21 protein-coding genes and 1 tRNA gene are annotated in these 17,250 nt (G+C 60.7%); 5 read left to right on the forward strand and 17 right to left on the reverse strand.

What is annotated here, in order from left to right:
* Positions 1-25: 25 nt before the first annotated feature.
* From DIE17_RS18725 to DIE17_RS37480, 14 genes are all read right to left on the reverse strand, one after another.
* The gene (locus DIE17_RS18725; protein WP_124921204.1) at positions 26-1,546 is read right to left on the reverse strand and encodes a terminase large subunit; all 1,521 of its coding nucleotides are present in this window, start codon (positions 1,544-1,546) and stop codon (positions 26-28) included.
* Positions 1,528-1,968, reverse strand: coding sequence for a hypothetical protein (locus DIE17_RS18730; protein ID WP_060357442.1), 441 nt, complete (start codon positions 1,966-1,968; stop codon positions 1,528-1,530). The genes DIE17_RS18725 and DIE17_RS18730 overlap by 19 nt, the downstream gene beginning before the upstream one ends.
* Positions 1,969-2,072: 104 nt before the next feature.
* Complete coding sequence (locus DIE17_RS38020) at positions 2,073-2,513, reverse strand: HNH endonuclease (RefSeq protein ID WP_260439254.1); 441 nt, start codon at positions 2,511-2,513, stop codon at positions 2,073-2,075.
* A gap of 88 nt (positions 2,514-2,601) precedes the next feature.
* Entirely contained in the window at positions 2,602-3,012 is a 411-nt protein-coding gene (locus DIE17_RS18740) for a hypothetical protein (protein WP_124921205.1), read from the reverse strand.
* A complete protein-coding gene (locus DIE17_RS18745; protein WP_124921206.1) occupies positions 3,009-4,325 on the reverse strand; it encodes an AAA family ATPase in 1,317 nt (438 codons plus the stop codon). Before DIE17_RS18745 ends, DIE17_RS18740 begins: the two co-directional genes overlap by 4 nt.
* Positions 4,322-4,507, reverse strand: a complete 186-nt coding sequence (locus DIE17_RS18750; RefSeq protein ID WP_124921207.1) for a hypothetical protein — start codon at positions 4,505-4,507, stop codon at positions 4,322-4,324. The genes DIE17_RS18745 and DIE17_RS18750 overlap by 4 nt, the downstream gene beginning before the upstream one ends.
* Positions 4,504-4,896: a hypothetical protein gene (locus DIE17_RS18755; RefSeq protein WP_124921208.1), complete on the reverse strand. Its 393-nt coding sequence runs from the start codon at positions 4,894-4,896 to the stop codon at positions 4,504-4,506. Before DIE17_RS18755 ends, DIE17_RS18750 begins: the two co-directional genes overlap by 4 nt.
* Entirely contained in the window at positions 4,889-5,116 is a 228-nt protein-coding gene (locus tag DIE17_RS18760) for a hypothetical protein (RefSeq protein ID WP_124921209.1), read from the reverse strand. Before DIE17_RS18760 ends, DIE17_RS18755 begins: the two co-directional genes overlap by 8 nt.
* Positions 5,113-5,301: a hypothetical protein gene (locus DIE17_RS18765; RefSeq protein WP_124921210.1), complete on the reverse strand. Its 189-nt coding sequence runs from the start codon at positions 5,299-5,301 to the stop codon at positions 5,113-5,115. Before DIE17_RS18765 ends, DIE17_RS18760 begins: the two co-directional genes overlap by 4 nt.
* Complete coding sequence (locus DIE17_RS18770; protein WP_185735387.1) at positions 5,298-5,507, reverse strand: hypothetical protein; 210 nt, start codon at positions 5,505-5,507, stop codon at positions 5,298-5,300. Before DIE17_RS18770 ends, DIE17_RS18765 begins: the two co-directional genes overlap by 4 nt.
* 156 nt (positions 5,508-5,663) lie before the next feature.
* Entirely contained in the window at positions 5,664-5,939 is a 276-nt protein-coding gene (locus DIE17_RS18775) for an XRE family transcriptional regulator (RefSeq protein WP_124921211.1), read from the reverse strand.
* Positions 5,940-6,086: 147 nt separating this feature from the next.
* Entirely contained in the window at positions 6,087-6,404 is a 318-nt protein-coding gene (locus DIE17_RS18780) for a transcriptional coactivator p15/PC4 family protein (RefSeq protein ID WP_254609460.1), read from the reverse strand.
* A 3-nt stretch (positions 6,405-6,407) separates the two neighbouring features.
* The gene (locus DIE17_RS18785; protein ID WP_124921212.1) at positions 6,408-6,668 is read right to left on the reverse strand and encodes an AlpA family transcriptional regulator; all 261 of its coding nucleotides are present in this window, start codon (positions 6,666-6,668) and stop codon (positions 6,408-6,410) included.
* 102 nt (positions 6,669-6,770) lie between these two features.
* Complete coding sequence (locus tag DIE17_RS37480) at positions 6,771-7,640, reverse strand: hypothetical protein (protein ID WP_185735388.1); 870 nt, start codon at positions 7,638-7,640, stop codon at positions 6,771-6,773.
* Positions 7,641-8,192: 552 nt separating this feature from the next.
* On the opposite strand from DIE17_RS37480, the gene DIE17_RS18795 reads away from it, so the two are divergent.
* Positions 8,193-9,206, forward strand: coding sequence for a ParA family protein (locus tag DIE17_RS18795; protein WP_124921213.1), 1,014 nt, complete (start codon positions 8,193-8,195; stop codon positions 9,204-9,206).
* Positions 9,206-10,084 (forward strand): SIR2 family protein, encoded by an 879-nt coding sequence (locus tag DIE17_RS18800; protein ID WP_124921214.1) that lies wholly within the window; start codon positions 9,206-9,208, stop codon positions 10,082-10,084. Before DIE17_RS18795 ends, DIE17_RS18800 begins: the two co-directional genes overlap by 1 nt.
* Positions 10,085-10,358: 274 nt before the next feature.
* On the opposite strand, the gene DIE17_RS18805 is transcribed toward DIE17_RS18800, so the two are convergent.
* The 3 genes from DIE17_RS18805 to DIE17_RS18815 form a co-directional block, all read right to left on the reverse strand.
* Positions 10,359-11,576 (reverse strand): phage integrase central domain-containing protein, encoded by a 1,218-nt coding sequence (locus DIE17_RS18805; protein ID WP_124921215.1) that lies wholly within the window; start codon positions 11,574-11,576, stop codon positions 10,359-10,361.
* A 175-nt stretch (positions 11,577-11,751) separates the two neighbouring features.
* Positions 11,752-11,826 (reverse strand) — tRNA-Arg (locus DIE17_RS18810).
* A 148-nt stretch (positions 11,827-11,974) separates the two neighbouring features.
* Positions 11,975-12,157, reverse strand: coding sequence for a rubredoxin (locus tag DIE17_RS18815; protein WP_006478164.1), 183 nt, complete (start codon positions 12,155-12,157; stop codon positions 11,975-11,977).
* Positions 12,158-12,355: 198 nt separating this feature from the next.
* Between DIE17_RS18815 and DIE17_RS18820 the strand changes: the two genes are divergently transcribed.
* The 3 genes from DIE17_RS18820 to DIE17_RS18835 all read left to right on the forward strand — a co-directional run bounded on the left by DIE17_RS18820 (position 12,356) and on the right by DIE17_RS18835 (position 17,218).
* Entirely contained in the window at positions 12,356-12,763 is a 408-nt protein-coding gene (locus DIE17_RS18820; protein ID WP_124487169.1) for a DUF4399 domain-containing protein, read from the forward strand.
* Between the two features lie 228 nt (positions 12,764-12,991).
* Entirely contained in the window at positions 12,992-14,977 is a 1,986-nt protein-coding gene (locus DIE17_RS18830) for an ATP-binding cassette domain-containing protein (protein WP_185500430.1), read from the forward strand.
* 258 nt (positions 14,978-15,235) lie between these two features.
* A complete protein-coding gene (locus DIE17_RS18835; RefSeq protein WP_124487170.1) occupies positions 15,236-17,218 on the forward strand; it encodes a DNA topoisomerase IV subunit B in 1,983 nt (660 codons plus the stop codon).
* Positions 17,219-17,250 lie beyond the last annotated feature (32 nt).

Consider the following 17,250-nt stretch of genomic DNA (forward strand, 5'->3'; position numbering starts at 1 on the left):
CACGCATAAAGTGCCAATGTCAAGCTCATATGAAGAACATCTGCGGCTCGGTTTCTGATTCTGTCGAATTTTGTTGCGTGACGCCGACAGCCATCGCCAAAGCCACCATGCCGTCGATGCGGCCGGTCGACTTCTGTTTCGTGAATTTGCGGTTGCCCGCCGGATCGGAAACGGCGACCGTGTTCACGGCACACATTTGCAAGACGGGGTGGCCGCCGTGTCGGAGCTTGCGCGCGAGCAGCCGCGCTTCCAGCTCGCGGATAGCTGGCGACATGGAAACGAAGCCCTGGCCGAATTCGACGAACCGGCTCAACTCTTCATCCGTGAAGCCGACCCGCTCAAGCCACGGTTTCAGGAATCGCATGTTGTACCGGTCGAACGCGAGCGCGCGCACGTTGCAGCGGTCGAATACGCCGCGCAAATATTCGGCGACGAACTCGTATTCAATGGCGCTGCCGGGTGTCGTCTGAAGCAGTCCATCACGCGCCCACACGTCGTAAGGCACGCGATCGGCGCGCGCCTTCGCTTCTAGGCCGTCCTCTGGGAGCCAGAATGTCGGATGAACGTCGCCGGCCTCCGACAGCAGAACGAGGGCCGTCAAGTCACTCACGCTCGATAGATCGAGGCCGCCATAAACGTCCTCGCCGTCCAACTCGGCAGGGTCGCCGCCGTTCTCCGTCCAGATTGCGCGCGCGACAAACGGATTGCGAGCTTCGACGCGCTGATTCAAGACCAAGTTGCGATAGGCCGATTCGCGGCTCGGCAGGCGCTTCGCATCCGACGCCATGCGACGCACTTCCTCGCGATTCATGAACACGTCGAAATGCGGGTTCGCCAGTCGGATCGCCTCATCGCTGAATGGATCCATGTCGAGCGGCGCGGCATAGAGCGCCACCTTCAGACGCGGATCGGCACCGCTGAGAGCGTCGTCGATGAGCAGGCTGAGCAGGTCACCATCGGTAGGGGCCTGCGTGCTGATGACGATCGACAGCGGACTTTCCTGCGCTGCGCTCGCCGTTTCCAGCGCCTCGTACAGTTGGGAGCGTGGGCCTTTGACCTGGCCGAGCTCGTCGTGGATCGTGAGTGCGGGGCTCAGCCCGAATTTGGTCGCTGCGTCGGCCGACAGCGCCTTGTAGATCGTGCCGAGGTCGTGACACAGCAGCTCCTTCGCCGTGTCGCGGATGGTGACGTACTGCGACAGATCCTCGGACATGCGGACAACCTTCGCCGCGAGTTCGAACAGCACGGCCGCCTGGTCGCGCGATTGCGCTGCGCTGTATAGCTGGCTGTTCGGCCGCGCCTCTGGGCCGACGAGGTGAAGCAACACGAGGAATGCTGAAAGGGCCGTTTTGGCGTTTTTGCGCGCCATCGAGAGGATGAACGTGCGCGTCGGAGTGTCGTAGATTTGCTTGATCCAGCCGCGTTGCTCTTTCGTGAGCTTGACGGGCTGCCCGACGAGTCGGCCTTCAGGGATGTGGCAGTGCTCTTCGATCCATCGGATGTTGCGCTCGCCGCGAGAGACACGCTTTACGCGGGGAGTTCCCATGGTTTCCTTGCCTTCTTCTGGTTCGTCAGTGAACGACCTACCGTCGTCGGATGCTCGACGGCCTGCCGCGTGATGCGCAGTCGCGTCGCAAGCGACGAGGCCGCGCGACTCTCACGCTCCGACATTGCAAGCAGTCGGTCGTAGCGTTTCAGGCCATCGTCGTCCGCGAGCCATGCGCGCTCGAAATTCAAAATCTCTTCGGCCAGTACGCGAGCGTTCGTGACGTGACGACAGTACATTTCCAGCAGCGGCGCATGGGTTGCCGTGAACGCGCTCGCCGGTTGATCGTTGACGACCTCCATCCAGACTGCGCGCTCGCCGTCACTCAGGTGGAGTGGCGCCGCAAGCCGCTGTTCGGCCGCAACCGGCGCGGCTGTCGCCGTTACGATCGATGCGGCGGATTTCCGTCCGCGTTGAGCCATTTTTTACCTTTTTTGTCCACGTTTATGAAGGCGAAGGGAGCGGTCGGTTTCCCGGACTTTGAATCCCTAGAAATCGACCATCCCCCCGGGCCGGGGGCTACAGCTCATGACCAACTGCCGTCGAGCGGCAGGCCGTCAGGCCCGAACGCCTTGCGCCGCTCCCGATGACCGAACTGCTGGCGCGTCACCTGGTCATGGTGATCCGCACACAGTCCGCGGAGGTTGTCGTCGGCGTCGGTGCCGCCGTGTTCGAGCGGTTTGACGTGATCGACGACGACGGACTCGCGCACAACGTCCTGTTGAGCACATAGCACGCAGATCGGATCGCGTCGAAGGATGCGGGCGCGGATCTTCATCCACTTGCTGCCGCGCGTGCGCAGTTGGACACGGGCGCTCATCGAATTGACCTTGGCGGAGACGGCGGAAGGAATCGTCGTGACGGCTTCGTGCGCGACCGTCGCGTCGTTGGAACAGTGCTGAAATTCGACGCAGCATCGGGCGGAGTCATATTTCGGATTGGCATTTAATTGCTCAAATTCTTGCATTGATGAAAGTATCTGCTACCTCGCGGACGTTTACAACAGGCGGGATGGAGATGCGGTGGAACAGGCCCGCCGAAGCGAGCCTTGGGCGTTATGCCTTGTGTGGTGTCCGCGCCTTCGCGAGCCGTTCCCGGAAGTAGGCAAGATCGGGCCGTAGCGTGCTGACTGGCTGACGTTCGACGGTCAGCACGACGTTGTCGTAATGCGCATCAGTCCAATGCTCCAGTCGGGCCAGCTCCGTCACGGCGTCGAATAGCTCTTTCTGCCATTCCTTCATCTGATCCGGTGTGAGGCAAGGGACGAACGGCAGGAATGGACCATCTTCTATCGGCAGACCGGCCAGCTCGCGCGCGCACTCGCGCAACGCCTCCCGATTCGTTCGCATGACAGGCAGCAGTCGGTCGGCGGCTTCCTTCGGTCCGCGCCACGTCAACCGATCGCCGTCGACAGTCAGGGTGATCCTGTTGCGTCGGCATTCGATCCAGATTTCGAGGGGGGTCATACGTCCCCTCCAGGTTCCGAATCCGAAGAATTCTCCGAAGGCGACACTCCCTTGGCAATGTCCCCTTCGTGAGAATCGCCAAAATCGACCGCCCGCAAACCCTTGCCAGAGCCGAAGGGGACATGACTTCCCGAAGGGGACACGGTATAGAGAGTGGGATTCTTCGTGTCTTCTTCGTGGGTTGTCTCCTTCGCAAGCGCCCATTCCCATCCTTCCTTCATGCCGACCTTGCGTTTCTCAACGCCGAGTTTCGACGCGGCTCGCTGCATCATCTTCCAGTTGAACCCGGCTCCGTCTGCGTCAGCTTTCAGCACCTTCGTGCGAACTGGTCCATCCGACAGCAGGCTGGCTAGAAACTCGCAAGCGTCATCCAACCCTGTGCGCTCCTCGTCATCCCGCTCAACGTCGCCGAGAATGTCGCGGGCTGAACCGTCGATCAGTGCGCCCCATACAACCCGGCTTGCCGTGATGCCATCCGTCTCGGCCATTTCGAGCGAGTAGGCCACGCCACCATCGTCCGGAGCGATATTCGATTTCGCGCGGGCCAGAATCCGACGCTCGGCCGCCTCGTCCTTGCCGGCAACCAGCACCATGCGGGCAAGTGCGACGAACGCCTGGGAACCGATAACGCGCTCGGCTGGACTGCTGCCCTTGGTGCCCTTAGCAAAGTGCGAGATACCAAGAACACAGCAGCGGTGTGCGCTCGCCATGTCTACCAGTGATTGCAGGTTGCGGCGAACGTCATTGACGCGGTGTACGTCTCCCGAGACGGCCGAGACAATCGGATCGAGTATCAGCAACTGCGCATCGCTCATGTCGGACAGCCGCTCGGCCAGTAACGGCATGTCGGCCGCCGGATCGAAGGGCAGCAGTTCCCCGTTCTCATCGGTGCGGCCCGTGATGATGTGTACGCGGTCGAGGTCAGCGCCAGCAGCCATCAGGCGCGGAACGATCGTATCGGCTGGGTTGTCTTCGCCGCTCCATATGAGAACGTCACCAGGACGATTGCAGGCGGATCCATCCGGCCATGTGCCGCCACGCGTGACCGTTGCCGTCAGTGCCAAGGCCAGCGTCGTCTTACCGGTTCCCGGCGAGCCCGCGAGCAGGGTCAATTTCCCCTCCGGGAGCCAATCCGGCCAGAGCCAGCGAATCGCCTCCGGCACGACGTTCGAAGCGCGCGTAATGGTCACGGCGGGGCGGGCCTGAGTGTCGTTCGAACCCGGCGCGCGGGCGAAAAATGCCTCGCGGGCTGCCTTCACGCGGCCAGCGTCAACCGCACGATCCAAATCCAATTCGGCAAGATGATCCGTCATAGCCGTCCCGCCTTCGTTTCGCGGATCAGCCATGCCTTTGCGGCCGTCACGATGTTGGCCGTCACCCATTCCCTGTGTTTTTCCCACTCACGTTCACCCATCTGCTTTCTACAGCGTTCGATTTCGCGCTCGATCATCTGATTTCCTAGCGCCTTGATTTCGTCGGCTCGGGTGGGTGTCATGCGCCGCCCTTGTCAGATGAGGACTGCTTAGGGGTTGATCGACGAGAAGAGGCCGAGGCGGCACGAACAACCCGATCGCGCAGCTCGTAGTCCGCTTCGCTTGCGATGAAGGCCATCTGTCCGATTGCATCCACCTGGCGGGCAATGCTCCACAGCAGCGACGGAACGCTAGTTTCTTGAAAATTGCCGATGCGCTGCCCGCGCTCCTTTCTCAAGTCTTCGGACACAAGGCAGGCAATTCCATCCAGCGTGTCGCGCAAAGCGCCTGCCTCGTCCGGCGCTGTCGACGACGACAGAAATTCGAGTTCTTCAGTCGAGGCGGATTTCATGTCGAAGCGACCGTAGAAGAACGACAGCAGGCCGGCGGCGTCAGGTTGCCTATCAAGCATGGCGGGCCTCCGCTTCGATTGATTCGGCCGTTTCCAACGCATCGCTCAGCTTGGAGCTGAGCACGGACGTGAGCAGGCGGATTGTTTCGATGGACCACTCGTGCTCGCCAGCGTCGTACTTCTCAAAAAGCCAATTGATGCAATGAGCGGCAGATCCACAGTCGAGCAGGGTGTCGACAATGGCGAGCTTGGGAATGGGCTTCGTGACGGATTTGCTCATGCCGACACCTCCACTACGCCGGTTTCGACTTTTTCGGCCAGTGTGCGCAGCATGTCGAAGAACGCATCGATACGAGTTTCGCTCATCGCTTCGAAGAATTGATGGCGGGCGACACACAGGCCCATCGTGAGCGCGGACAATGCTTGCGCGTCACGAATGAGTTGCTGGCGGGCGTCGATATTCATGCCGACACCTCCGCGCGCGCAGCCATGCGCAGTTCGCTAAGTGCAATCGCGGTGCGCTGAGCGACATCGCGGCCGATGTCGCACATCACACACGCGCGCATCGTGATTTGCGCCTCGCTTTGGATCACGTTGAACAGCTCTTCAAGCTGTTGGAGCTTGCCGCCGAGATCTTCCAGAGCTTGACCGTCGATGAGGAACTTAGCCACGGGACACCTCCGCACGGGCGAGTTCAGCCAGGCGACGCAGTGCATCGCCGGTCACGTCGAGGGCGTCTTGGTAGGTGGGGGCGAGCGCAGCGGCGCGCAGCGCTTCGCGAATGATGAGGGTGGGAGAGGTGAGCGCGGGCGCAAGGCTCGCTTGCGTTACGACGCGTCCAGCTCGATCGTTGCGCCCACTGCGCGCATTCTGTTCAGGATCCGTTCCAGCGTCTCCGCGTCGAGCTCCAACTGCGCCATCATCGTAAAGAGCATCTGCGGGTTCATTTGGCGCCCATTGTCGGGATTCGGGTTGGTGTACTTCCGCCAATGCTGATCGCCCGCGAGCCAGGCCAGTTCGGCCATCTGCTTCCCGGTCAGTCCGAGGCTGTTCTTCAATGCCGAAAGATCTTCCGGCGACGGTGGTGTGTATTTGATAGGCATGGGTAGCCGCGCGACACGCGGTTAACGTGAGCTTCATGGTTTCGTCCTTTCGGGATAAACGGGACTCGCAAATGCGTTTCCCTATGGACACGAAATTAGCTCCTTTGGGGCTAATTGTCAACGATGGCGGCATCGCGAGCAACATCATCAACGCACCCCCATCGGGTCAACCGCCTGCGCTGCCAGCCGGAGCGCCTGCATTAACTCGCCAGCCTGTTCCGGGCGCAGCGATACGCCGGCCCGGCCGGGCTTCCACTCACCGCCATCCACGACGAACCAGACTCGAACGTCGATCAGGGTCCGGCCGCGATATTCGCTAACCGTGACGCGCAGTCGCTCGGAGTCGGAACGGCGCAGATCGAGGAAGCACGTGCCATGTGCGCCGTTGGTGTTAACATTCGCGTTCGAATTGAGATTCTTTTTGTATTGGCTGGCCTGCGGGTCGGCCATTTTTTTTGTTTGCATGACTCAGACCTCCGCGCGGTAGTTTGCGGGATCGGAGAGCCAGCGATGAATCTCGCGGTTCGGCCATGCAATGCAGCGCTGCGAGCCGAGCTGTACGCGCCGCGGAAAGCGACCGGCGATTTCACGCAGTCTGATTGACTCGCGCGAGAGCGGCACGAACGTCTTGAGATTCTGCCAGCGCGAGTATCCGTCAAGCGGCAACGCTTGGGGGGCAGTAGTGAGCGCCTGTGCGCTCGGTTGTGCGAATGTTGTATTGGCAGCCATGCTGTAAACCTCGTACAAGGTTGTTGAACATGGCGCTAGTTAAATATGTTGCGTCGGGCTCGGGTGCCAGCTGGCAAAACTCGCTGCTAGCTGGCAAATCGATCAAGCTTCACTGAGCAGGTCAAGGCCCGCTTTGATACTGGCTCTGATGGAAGATGATCCCGTGCCTTGTCGCTTGGCGTCTGGCAGAGCGTCGAGAATATCGGTGACTGCCTCGGCGATTCTCGACGAGTTTGGATCGTCCCCCTTCCTATAGCGATTCGATGCGCTCGCTAGAGCAAGAGCGAGGGCGCCGATTTGCTTGTGAAGGGACGCCCGTTCTCGGTCTCCAAGATCGGACGTCGCAGAAGCATCAGTGCCGGTTCGGTCGTCGTTCAACAGATTGCGGAGATCGGCGCTACCGATTCGAAACGTATCTGGAGAGGGAAACTCCAAATCGACGATGAAATCCCGCGCGCTGTTTGAGCCTGCGGGCCGGGAGGGCATCCTTCGAAGTACCTGCAACAGAGAGTCGTTGTGTTGATCGAGCAGTAGGATTCCGTCCGTGAATTCAATTTTTCCTAACCGATCGCCGTCGAAGATTTCCTGGCGGTCCCTCCGGGCGTCGAAGGCTATGCGGTACACCCCTTCGAGCAATTGAACGCGTTCGGATTGATGGAACCACTGTTCCCGTTCCGCACCGGATCGCTGGCGCCCCATACCAGCGATGGACGGGTCTGGACGCGTGCCGAAGCAGTGACAGCCTCGCGCGACAGGTATTGCGTATCTCGCCGTCGCATCCCACCAAACCGGAATCTGCCCTGCATATACGTGATCGAGAACGTCAGAGTCCGTAATGTCCTCGCCGAATGATTCTCGAAGAAGGTTTGCCGCCTGTGTGACTGTGAACCAGCGTTTGAATGAGCCGAACTCCCGCATTGCTAGCCCTGTAGCAAAGCCCTGTTTAGGAACCGCGCCAACCGGGTAGGGCACCCGCGTTCGCCCCGTCGAGCTAGGCGCGGTTTGACTTTTGGGATGCCGTCAGTTGGCAACCGTGGTCATCGATTGTAGATCGGCATACTGTTTTTTTGTACAGGTATAGCAGTCAGGCGTTGGATGATGCGAAGGGCAGTCGTGGTCTCGGGATAATGCTCGTCTACGACGGTCGGTTTGCTGAGGCGTTGCCTCGACCGCATGTCACGGATGCCGAGTTGTCAGGTCCGGTGCGTAGGTTCGGCACATGACCACACCACACAGTAGACCGGACATTCATGCATGACTATTTCTTTACCGATAGTCGATCAAAGGGGGTCTTGCGGCCGCTATCACGCAACGCACGAGCGCCCCGGAGTCAATCGCTCCGCACGTTGGCCGTGCATGTTTCCGCCAAACTTTCGGCAGCGCATCATCCTACGCCGATCCACCTTGGGGCGAGCTGCATGCTCGATTTGCTCCGGACAGTACCTAGGGAGGATGTTGCTGCGTTGTCGACCTGAATTATGCGACACTTGGGAACATTAAAGCCTCTGGACACCACGAACAACGATGAGATCAATTTGTGTATTCAACAATAAGGGTGGCGTAGGAAAAACAACCCTACTCGCAAACCTCGCGGCATACCTCGCTATCGACTGCGACCTCAAGGTGCTTGTCGTTGACGCAGACCCTCAGTGCAATGCAACTGCGTATATGTTGCAGGAATCATTGCTCGAAAAGTATTACAAATCACGGGACGATGCTACGACGATCAATCATCTCATCACCTCGTTAAAGCGCTCAAAAGGGTACGGGCCGGTCCCTGTCGTCCGAAGCCAGGGGTTTGGTGTCGACTTGGTACTCGGCGACCCAAAATTCTCCCTTGCAGAAGATTTTCTGGCAAAAGATTGGGGTGACGCCATTTCGGGGGAAGAGCGAGGACTTAAGACGACATTCCTGTTTAGCGCGTTATTAGAATGGGCGGAAAACGAAGGTTATGATTATGTTTTTTTTGATGTTGGGCCGTCTCTCGGTGCAATAAATAGGACGGTGTTGCTCGCGTCTGATTATTTTATTTTGCCGATGTCGTCGGATATATTCAGTCTTCGCGGCCTGCAAAACATTCAGCTGGCAATCGCAAGTTGGAAGCGGAGCCTGGAGCGAGGTTTATCGGTTTTTGAGGAAGATAATGGTCATCCTTTTGCAATCGAAGAAGGCGGAGAGGCTGAGTCTGTTAATATTAAATTTTTAGGATATGTTACGCAGCAATACACGGCAAAGACCGTAGACGGCAAGAAGCAGCCCGTATCTGCCTACGAAAAAATTATCCGAAGAATTGGGCCGTCGGTTAAAAAGCATCTGGTGGACGGATTTAACGGCGGGATAAGCTTGAATTATAAACTGGGTGAGATTCCGTATTTCCAGAGCGTGGTTCCCATGTCCCAGAGCGCAAGCAAGCCCATATTTGGGCTAAAGTCTGCGGATGGTGTGGTGGGAGCGCATTTCGATAAGGTTAGGCAATTCCATGATGTCATCTCGAGCATCGCTGAAAATATCGAGGCCAATCTTGAAGGTATTGAATAATGGAATGGCCTCAGCGTCTAGTACGCGATATTGCGGCGCGTCGATCGGTGCTTTTCTTTGGGTCCGGCGTATCAATGAATTCTATATCCGCCGATGGAAAAAATCGCCCAAAAAGTTGGCCCGGATTTCTCGAGTCGGCGCTGTTGAAAATTCCCGCCGCCAATAAGCCAATAGTAAAGGAGGTAAAAAAATTTATTGCGGCAAACGATTTGCTTACTGCGTGTGAAATAATTAAGCGCGCTATTGGTAGGGATGATTTTGTTGAGCTGGTAAAGGCTGAATTTCAGGATCCAGGTTATCGCCATGCCCCAATTCACGAACATCTTTGGCAACTTGATTTCAGAATAACAATTACTCCAAATTTCGATAATATCTATGATGGCTTGGTCGCGCAACGGGGGAATGGAACGGTATCGGTAAAGCAATATTTTGACAACGACATTGCTGATTCTATAAGGGGGCAGGGTCGGGTTGTCATAAAGAGCCATGGCACCGTTACCCACCCCGATAAGCTAATATTTTCTAGGGGTGATTATGCGAAGGCGCGGAACGAGCACCGAGATTTTTACGGATTGGTTGATTCGTTGCTTCGAACCCATAGCTTTATATTTGTTGGGTGTGGTTTGGATGACCCGGATATTCGATTGTTGCTTGAGGACTACTGCTATCGCCACCAATACGCCCAGAGTCATTATTTTGTCTTGCCCGCAAAGCGATATTCACAGATGACGAAGGCGGTCCTTGAGGAGTCGCTAAAGCTCAAATTACTGGAGTACAGAGCTACTCCCGATCATGCGGATCTGACAACTTCTTTGCAGGCACTGGTAACTAACGTTGAACAGAAGCGCAACGAGTTAGGGGAGTCGCAGAGTTGGTAAGGCGCCGCTGACGGCTCGGTTCATTGCATATGGACCGTAGATTGGCTTGGGCAGGCTCCAAATCGATAGTCGTATTGGCGACGATGAACTCGGATCCGAGTATCCTCGCTCGCCACCGATTTGCCAGATACTGCTGCGCTTCATAGGGTAGATTATCTGTAGTAAGCGGACGTTCGCGGATAACCGCTCAGGAACCGCTCCTGGCCGAATGCCGACGTGTCGACTACGCGCCCTCCCCCACGAAATTCGAGATGCCCTTTTTCAGGTGTCGCAATCAGCCATTGGATGATGTGAGGGGCAGTACCTTCGCCCCGGCCTTCAAGTCGTCGAGGTAGTCGGCCCAGCGCTGCATCATCTTGCGACGCTCTGGCAGATACTCGGCGTGGACGTAGGCGGCCGTGACCTGGTTGCGTTCCGCGTGCGCCATCTGACGCTCCACAACATCGCGACTGTATCCAAGTTCGCGCAGCGCCGTCGCGGCAAGGCCGCGGAAGCCGTGTCCGGTCATGCGCGACTTGTAGCCCATCCGATACAGGGCATACAGCATCGTGTTGTTCGAGATGTGACTTCTGCCCTGTACGCTATAGAAGACGAAGCGCTGCTGGCCGTTGATCGCGTGCAACTGTGTCAGAACGTCAATTGCCTGCCGGGACAGCGGGACGATGTGCGGATCGCGCATCTTCATGCGATCGGCGGGCACGCGCCATTCAGCAGCATCGACGTTGATCTCTGGCCACTCGGCCTGGATCATTTCTTTTGTCCGCACGAACGTCAGCGCCATGAACCGCAAGGCGAGCCGCGTGACCAGATCGCCTGAATATTCCTCGATGTCGCGCATGAGCTGCGGGATCTCGGTCGCTTTCACTCGCGCCATATGCTGTACGCCGGCGCTCTTCTTCAATACCGTTTCCGCGTCAATGTCGGCCGCCGGGTTTCGAGTACAGCGGCCGGTCATGATGCCGTACTGAAACACGGCACGCGAACGCTGCAGAACCCGCTTGGCCGTCTCGCGAACGCCGCGAGATTCGACAGTGCGAACGATCGCCAGCAGTTCGGGTGCATCGATGCTCGCGATAGGGCGAGCGCCGAGTCGAGGGAATACGTCGACTTCGAGGCAGTTGATGACCTTGCCTGCATACACCTCAGACCATCCACCACGCTGAGTCTCAAACCATTCGCGCGCAACGATTTCGAACGAGCTGGCGGCGGCCAGTTGCGCAGCGCGCTTGTCGGCTTTCTTGGCTTTGCCAGGGTCAACGCCTGCGGCAAGCTTTTCACGCGCGCTATCGCGGCGAGCGCGTGCCTCGGCAAGCGAGACCTCCGGATACGTGCCGAGTGCCAGGCTCTTTTCTTTACCGTCGACGCGGTACTTGAGAACCCATCGTTTGCCGCCGGCTGGCGTTATCAATAGCAGCAGTCCGCCACCGTCATAAAGCTTCTGTTGTTTCTCAGTGGGCTTGGCTGTGCGGACCTTGAGGTCGGTGAGCGCCATGTGCTGGTGCCTCGGGGGTTGTTTTCTGGGGGTGTTTTGCAGAACCCCCAAAACAACCCCAAGTCGGGGGTTGTTTCCACTGGGGGTTGCTGGTGGAAGTTTGCAACAAAAAACCCCGCACAGCCAAGCGTGACGGGGTTCTTGTGGCGAAGCTGGTGGAACTTTGGGGGATTCTTGGTCCCCCCGACAGGAATCGAACCTGTATCTAGCGCTTAGGAGGCGCTTGTTCTATCCATTGAACTACGGGGAGAGCCATGTCCGCGATATCGCGTGCGGAAGACGCGACCGGGACGGCGATGTGGACAGCGCGCAGAGTATAGCAAACGCGACGCGCATCGGCGGAGGGAATGCGTGCCGATACGCGCCGCGCGCGCCCGGTCGTGTCCGAAAAAGCCGAATCAGAAATCGACGACGACGAAATCTTCCTTGCCCACGTCGCACAGCGGGCAGCGCCAGTCGGCGGGAATGTCGGCGAAACGGGTGCCGGCGGGGATGCCCTCGTCGGGCAGGCCTTCCGCTTCGTTGTAGACCCACCCGCAAATCAGGCAGACCCAGCTCTGGTATTCGGTTACTTCGCTCATGTGGCGCTCGGGATGATGAAAGTCGGTGACGCCGTCCGCGGCGTGGCCGGCGGACGAAAGGCGCAATGGTACCGGAATTTCGCCGAACGCCTCCGCAACGTCGTTTTAAACGTACGCATCGCGAACAACCGCCGTCATCGCGCGGGCCGGGCACGCAGTGTATGCTTCGTGAGCCTTTCAATCTGAAGGAGAAAAACGATGCTCAACAAGAAGAAATGGATCGCGGGTGTGGTTTGTGTCGCGGCGCTGGCCGCGTCGACGCTCGCGCGTGCCGAGGCGCGCGTGTACTTCGCCGAGCCGAAGGATGGCGCGACGGTCTCGAGCCCCGTGCACGTGAAGTTCGGCCTTGAAGGGATGGAACTCAAGCCGGCCGGCGACATGACGCCGGACACGGGCCACCATCACCTGCTGGTCGACGGCAAGCCGGTGCCGAAGGGCGACGTGATCCCCGCCACCGACCATTCGCTGCACTTCGGCAAGGGCCAGACCGAAACCGACCTGAAGCTGCCGCCCGGCCAGCATACGCTGACGCTGCAGCTCGGCGAAGGCGCGCACCGCTCGTACGGTCCCGAGCTGAGCTCGACGATCACGGTCAACGTGAAATAATCGCGCGTTCCGCCTGCGGGCGCCCGGCCGGGAAACTGCGGCCGGATGCCCGCCGCCGGCCCCGCATGACGCCAACGCGCGCGATGCCGGCCCCGTCCGCCGAGCGCGCGCCATCATGCCGCCGCAGCAAAAACGCAGCGCTAACGCAGCGCTTAAGCTGCACAAAATGATTCGCCCTCCGGCCTAGTCCATCCGGCCATCCCGGCGCAGGCGTCCGCCACCGGTACAATGGGCGCTTCCGATTTCTCTCTTCGCCGTCTCCCCATGTCGCTTTATTCCATTACCGGCGCGCAACTCGCGTTCGGTCACGTCGCGTTGCTCGATCACGCGGACTTCTCGCTGGAGGCCGGCGAGCGCGTCGGCCTGATCGGTCGCAACGGCGCGGGCAAGTCGTCGCTGCTGAAGATCGTCGCCGGGCTCGCGAAGCCCGATGACGGGCTGATTACGCGCCAGCAGGAGCTCGTGACCGTCTATGTGCCGCAGGAGCCCGAATTCGAACCCGGCGCGACCGTGTTCGACGCCGTGGCATCGGGGCTCACGCACACGCGCGAAGTGCTCGAAGAATACGATTCGATCGCGCATCGCCTCGCCGAAACACCGGAAGGCGCCGAACACGACGCGCTGCTCGCGCGGATGAACGCGCTGCAGTCGTCGCTCGATGCGCACGACGCATGGAACTGGCGCACGCGCGTGTCGATGACGCTCGCGCAGATCGGCCTGACCGACGGCGACGCGCAGGTCGACGCATTGTCGGGCGGGATGCAGAAGCGCGTCGCGCTGGCGCGCGCGCTGGTGCTGCAGCCCGACGTGCTGCTGCTCGACGAACCGACCAACCACCTCGACTTCGACGGCATCCGCTGGCTGGAAGAACTGCTGGTCGCGCAGCGTGCGGGCCTGTTGTTCATCACGCACGATCGCGCGTTCCTCGACCGCGTCGCGACCCGTATCGTCGAGCTCGATCGCGGCCGGTTGCTGTCGTATCCGGGCAATTTCTCCGCGTACCAGACGCGCAAGGCGCAGCAGCTCGAAGTCGAGCGCGTGGAAAACGAGAAATTCGACAAGCTGCTCGCGCAGGAAGAAGTGTGGATCCGCAAGGGCGTCGAGGCGCGCCGCACGCGCAGCGTCGGCCGCATCGCGCGGCTGGTGCAGATGCGCAACGAGCGCGCGGAGCGCCGCAATTCGCAGGGCAACGTGAAGCTCGACGTCGCGCAGGGCGAGAAGTCGGGCAAGATCGTCGCGGAACTGACGGACGTGACGAAGCGCTACGGCGATCGCACGGTCGTCGACACCTTCTCGACGACCGTGATGCGCGGCGACAAGATCGGCTTCGTCGGCCCGAACGGCGCCGGCAAGACCACGCTGCTCAAGCTGATCCTCGGCGAGCTGAAGCCCGACGCGGGCACGGTGCGCACCGGCACGAACCTGCAGGTCGCATATTTCGACCAGATGCGCGCGCAGCTCGACCAGGAAAAGAGCCTGGCCGACACCATCAGCCCCGGTAGCGAGTGGGTCGAGATCGGCGGCGTGCGCAAGCACGTGATGAGCTATCTGGGCGACTTCCTGTTCGCGCCGGAGCGTGCGCGCTCGCCGGTGAAGTCGCTGTCGGGCGGCGAGCGCAACCGGCTGCTGCTCGCGCGCCTGTTCGCGCGTCCGGCCAACGTGCTGGTGCTCGACGAACCGACCAACGATCTCGACATCCCGACGCTCGAACTGCTCGAAGAGCTGCTGGCCGACTACGACGGCACGGTGCTGCTCGTCAGCCACGATCGCGCGTTCCTCGACAACGTCGTGACGTCGGTGATCGCGGCCGAAGGCGACGGCAAGTGGCGCGAATACGTCGGCGGCTTCACCGACTGGCAGATCCAGAGCGAGCGTTCGCAGCAGCTCGCGCAGCAGGAAGCGGCGAAGCGCGCGGTGAAGGAAGCGGCGCCGGTCAAGGAAGACGCGGCGAAAGGCGCGGCCGGCCGCAACGCGCAGCGCACGGTGAAGCTGTCGTTCAACGAGCAGCGCGAACTCGATGCGCTGCCGGAGAAGATCGCGGCGCTCGAGGAAGAACAGAAGACGATCAACGCGCAACTCGAAGATGGCTCGATCTTCGCGAAGGATCCGCAGGAAGGCACGCGCCTGACCGAGCGGTTCGCGGCGATCGACGACGAGCTCCTCGCCGCGCTCGAGCGGTGGGAGACGCTCGAGGCAAAGCGCAAGCCGGTCTGACGCACCACGCGTGGCGGCCCGGCGCGTCGGAGCGCCGGCCGGCAGCGCCGTGCGACGATCTTGCGGCGGCGCGCCACGCGGAACCAGTAAAATACCGCGCGTCCCGGGTCGCTCGGCGCACGCCGCGCGCCCGCTTTCGGAGCAGTCCAAGCACACCGTTGTTTCGATTCGCTTTTTTACGGAACTCAACGTTTTGTCCACGACGTTATCCACACGAGGTGTGGACAACGTCCCGATGAATGACGAAATTCAGCGCCTATGTCAACGAAGAAGCCCAGCGCGGCCTATAGCGAAGCATCGATCAAGGTGCTCAAGGGCCTCGAGCCGGTCAAGCAGCGGCCCGGCATGTACACCCGTACCGAAAATCCGCTGCACATCATCCAGGAAGTCATCGACAACGCGTCCGACGAGGCGCTCGGCGGCTACGGCAAGCAGATCACGGTCACGCTGCACGCCGACCAGTCGGTGTCGGTCGAGGACGACGGCCGCGGCATCCCGTTCGGGATGCATCCCGAAGAGGGCGTGCCGGTCGTCGAGATCGTGTTCACGCGCCTGCACGCAGGCGGCAAGTTCGACAAGGCCGCCGGCGGCGCGTACACGTTCTCGGGCGGCCTGCACGGTGTCGGCGTGTCGGTGACGAACGCGCTCGCGACGCGTCTCGACGTGACGGTCTGGCGCGACGGCAAGATCGCCGAACTCGGCTTCGCCGACGGCGACGTCGTGAAGCCGCTCGCGACGCAAGGCGCGGGCCGCGGCGAGAAGAAATCCGGCACGCGCGTGCAGGTGTGGCCGAATCCGAAGTACTTCGATTCGCCGAACCTGCCGCTCGGCGAGCTGCAGCGTCTGCTGCGCTCGAAGGCCGTGCTGCTGCCGGGCGTCGAGGTCGTGCTCGTCAACGAGAAGACCGGCGAGCGCCAGGCATGGAAATACGAGGACGGCCTGCGCGGCTACCTGCTCGACGAGATGAACGGCAGCGAGCTGCTGATCCCGCTGTTCGAAGGCGAGCGTTTCGCCGATGCGCGTTCGACTGACGACACATTCGCCGAGGGCGAGGGCGCGTCGTGGGTCGTCGCATGGAGCGAGGAAGGTTCGCTCGTGCGCGAGTCGTACGTGAACCTGATCCCGACGCCGGCCGGCGGCACGCACGAGTCGGGCCTGCGCGACGGCCTCTACCAGGCGGTGAAGAGCTTCGTCGAACTGCACAACCTGCAGCCGAAGGGCGTGAAGCTGCTCGCGGAAGACGTGTTCGCGCGCGTGTCGTTCGTGCTGTCCGCGAAGGTGCTCGATCCGCAGTTCCAGGGGCAGATCAAGGAACGCCTGAACAGCCGCGATGCTGTGAAGCTCGTGTCGTCGTTCTCGCGTCCGGCGCTCGAACTGTGGCTGAACCAGCACGTCGAGCACGGCAAGAAGCTCGCCGAACTCGTGATCAAGCAGGCACAGGCGCGCACGCGCGCGGGCCAGAAGGTCGAGAAGCGCAAGAGCTCGGGCGTCGCGGTGCTGCCGGGCAAGCTGACCGATTGCGAGACGGAAGACATCGCGCGCAACGAACTGTTCCTCGTCGAGGGCGACTCGGCGGGCGGTTCGGCGAAGATGGGCCGCGACAAGGAGTACCAGGCGATCCTGCCGCTGCGCGGCAAGGTGCTGAATACGTGGGAAACCGAGCGCGATCGCCTGTTCGCGAACAACGAGGTGCACGACATCTCGGTCGCGATCGGCGTCGATCCGCACAGCCCGGACGACACCGTCGACCTGTCGAACCTGCGCTACGGCAAGATCTGCATCCTGTCGGACGCGGACGTCGACGGCTCGCACATCCAGGTGCTGTTGCTCACGCTGTTCTTCAAGCATTTCCCGCAGCTGATCGAGCGCGGTCACGTGCACGTCGCGCGGCCGCCGCTGTTCCGCGTCGATGCGCCGGCGCGCGGCAAGAAGCCCGCGCAGAAACTCTATGCGCTCGACGACGGCGAACTCGAGGCGACCCTCGACAAGCTGCGCAAGGACGGCGTGCGCGAAACGCAGTGGAGCATCAGCCGCTTCAAGGGTCTCGGCGAAATGAGCGCGGAGCAGCTGTGGGACACGACGATGAATCCCGACACGCGCCGCCTGATGCCGGTGAAGCTCGGCGAGCTCGACTACGAGGCGACGGTTGCGCGCATGACGATGCTGATGGGCAAGGGCGAGGCAGCCGCGCGACGCGGCTGGCTCGAGGAAAAGGGCAACGACGTCGAAGCGGACATCTAAACCCGCGCGGCCGGGCATGACGCCCGGCCCGG

Origin of the sequence: Burkholderia sp. Bp9099, from assembly GCF_003857805.1 — a bacterium.
Lineage (GTDB): Bacteria > Pseudomonadota > Gammaproteobacteria > Burkholderiales > Burkholderiaceae > Burkholderia.

Excerpts from the sequence above, each read along its gene's own strand:
- DIE17_RS18830 (WP_185500430.1), top strand. The coding sequence starts at position 12,992 with ATGGGCGCTTCCGATTTCTCTCTTCGCCGTCTCCCCATGTCGCTTTAT.
- DIE17_RS18740 (WP_124921205.1), bottom strand. The coding sequence starts at position 3,012 with ATGACCCCCCTCGAAATCTGGATCGAATGCCGACGCAACAGGATCACC.
- DIE17_RS18760 (WP_124921209.1), bottom strand. The coding sequence starts at position 5,116 with ATGAGCAAATCCGTCACGAAGCCCATTCCCAAGCTCGCCATTGTCGAC.
- DIE17_RS18730 (WP_060357442.1), bottom strand. The coding sequence starts at position 1,968 with ATGGCTCAACGCGGACGGAAATCCGCCGCATCGATCGTAACGGCGACA.
- DIE17_RS18765 (WP_124921210.1), bottom strand. The coding sequence starts at position 5,301 with ATGAATATCGACGCCCGCCAGCAACTCATTCGTGACGCGCAAGCATTG.
- DIE17_RS18805 (WP_124921215.1), bottom strand. The coding sequence starts at position 11,576 with ATGGCGCTCACCGACCTCAAGGTCCGCACAGCCAAGCCCACTGAGAAA.
- DIE17_RS18795 (WP_124921213.1), top strand. The coding sequence starts at position 8,193 with ATGAGATCAATTTGTGTATTCAACAATAAGGGTGGCGTAGGAAAAACA.
- DIE17_RS18725 (WP_124921204.1), bottom strand. The coding sequence starts at position 1,546 with ATGGGAACTCCCCGCGTAAAGCGTGTCTCTCGCGGCGAGCGCAACATC.
- DIE17_RS38020 (WP_260439254.1), bottom strand. The coding sequence starts at position 2,513 with ATGCAAGAATTTGAGCAATTAAATGCCAATCCGAAATATGACTCCGCC.
- DIE17_RS18750 (WP_124921207.1), bottom strand. The coding sequence starts at position 4,507 with ATGACACCCACCCGAGCCGACGAAATCAAGGCGCTAGGAAATCAGATG.
- DIE17_RS18815 (WP_006478164.1), bottom strand. The coding sequence starts at position 12,157 with ATGAGCGAAGTAACCGAATACCAGAGCTGGGTCTGCCTGATTTGCGGG.
- DIE17_RS18800 (WP_124921214.1), top strand. The coding sequence starts at position 9,206 with ATGGAATGGCCTCAGCGTCTAGTACGCGATATTGCGGCGCGTCGATCG.
- DIE17_RS18820 (WP_124487169.1), top strand. The coding sequence starts at position 12,356 with ATGCTCAACAAGAAGAAATGGATCGCGGGTGTGGTTTGTGTCGCGGCG.
- DIE17_RS18835 (WP_124487170.1), top strand. The coding sequence starts at position 15,236 with ATGTCAACGAAGAAGCCCAGCGCGGCCTATAGCGAAGCATCGATCAAG.
- DIE17_RS18780 (WP_254609460.1), bottom strand. The coding sequence starts at position 6,404 with ATGCAAACAAAAAAAATGGCCGACCCGCAGGCCAGCCAATACAAAAAG.
- DIE17_RS18745 (WP_124921206.1), bottom strand. The coding sequence starts at position 4,325 with ATGACGGATCATCTTGCCGAATTGGATTTGGATCGTGCGGTTGACGCT.
- DIE17_RS18775 (WP_124921211.1), bottom strand. The coding sequence starts at position 5,939 with ATGCCTATCAAATACACACCACCGTCGCCGGAAGATCTTTCGGCATTG.
- DIE17_RS18785 (WP_124921212.1), bottom strand. The coding sequence starts at position 6,668 with ATGGCTGCCAATACAACATTCGCACAACCGAGCGCACAGGCGCTCACT.
- DIE17_RS18755 (WP_124921208.1), bottom strand. The coding sequence starts at position 4,896 with ATGCTTGATAGGCAACCTGACGCCGCCGGCCTGCTGTCGTTCTTCTAC.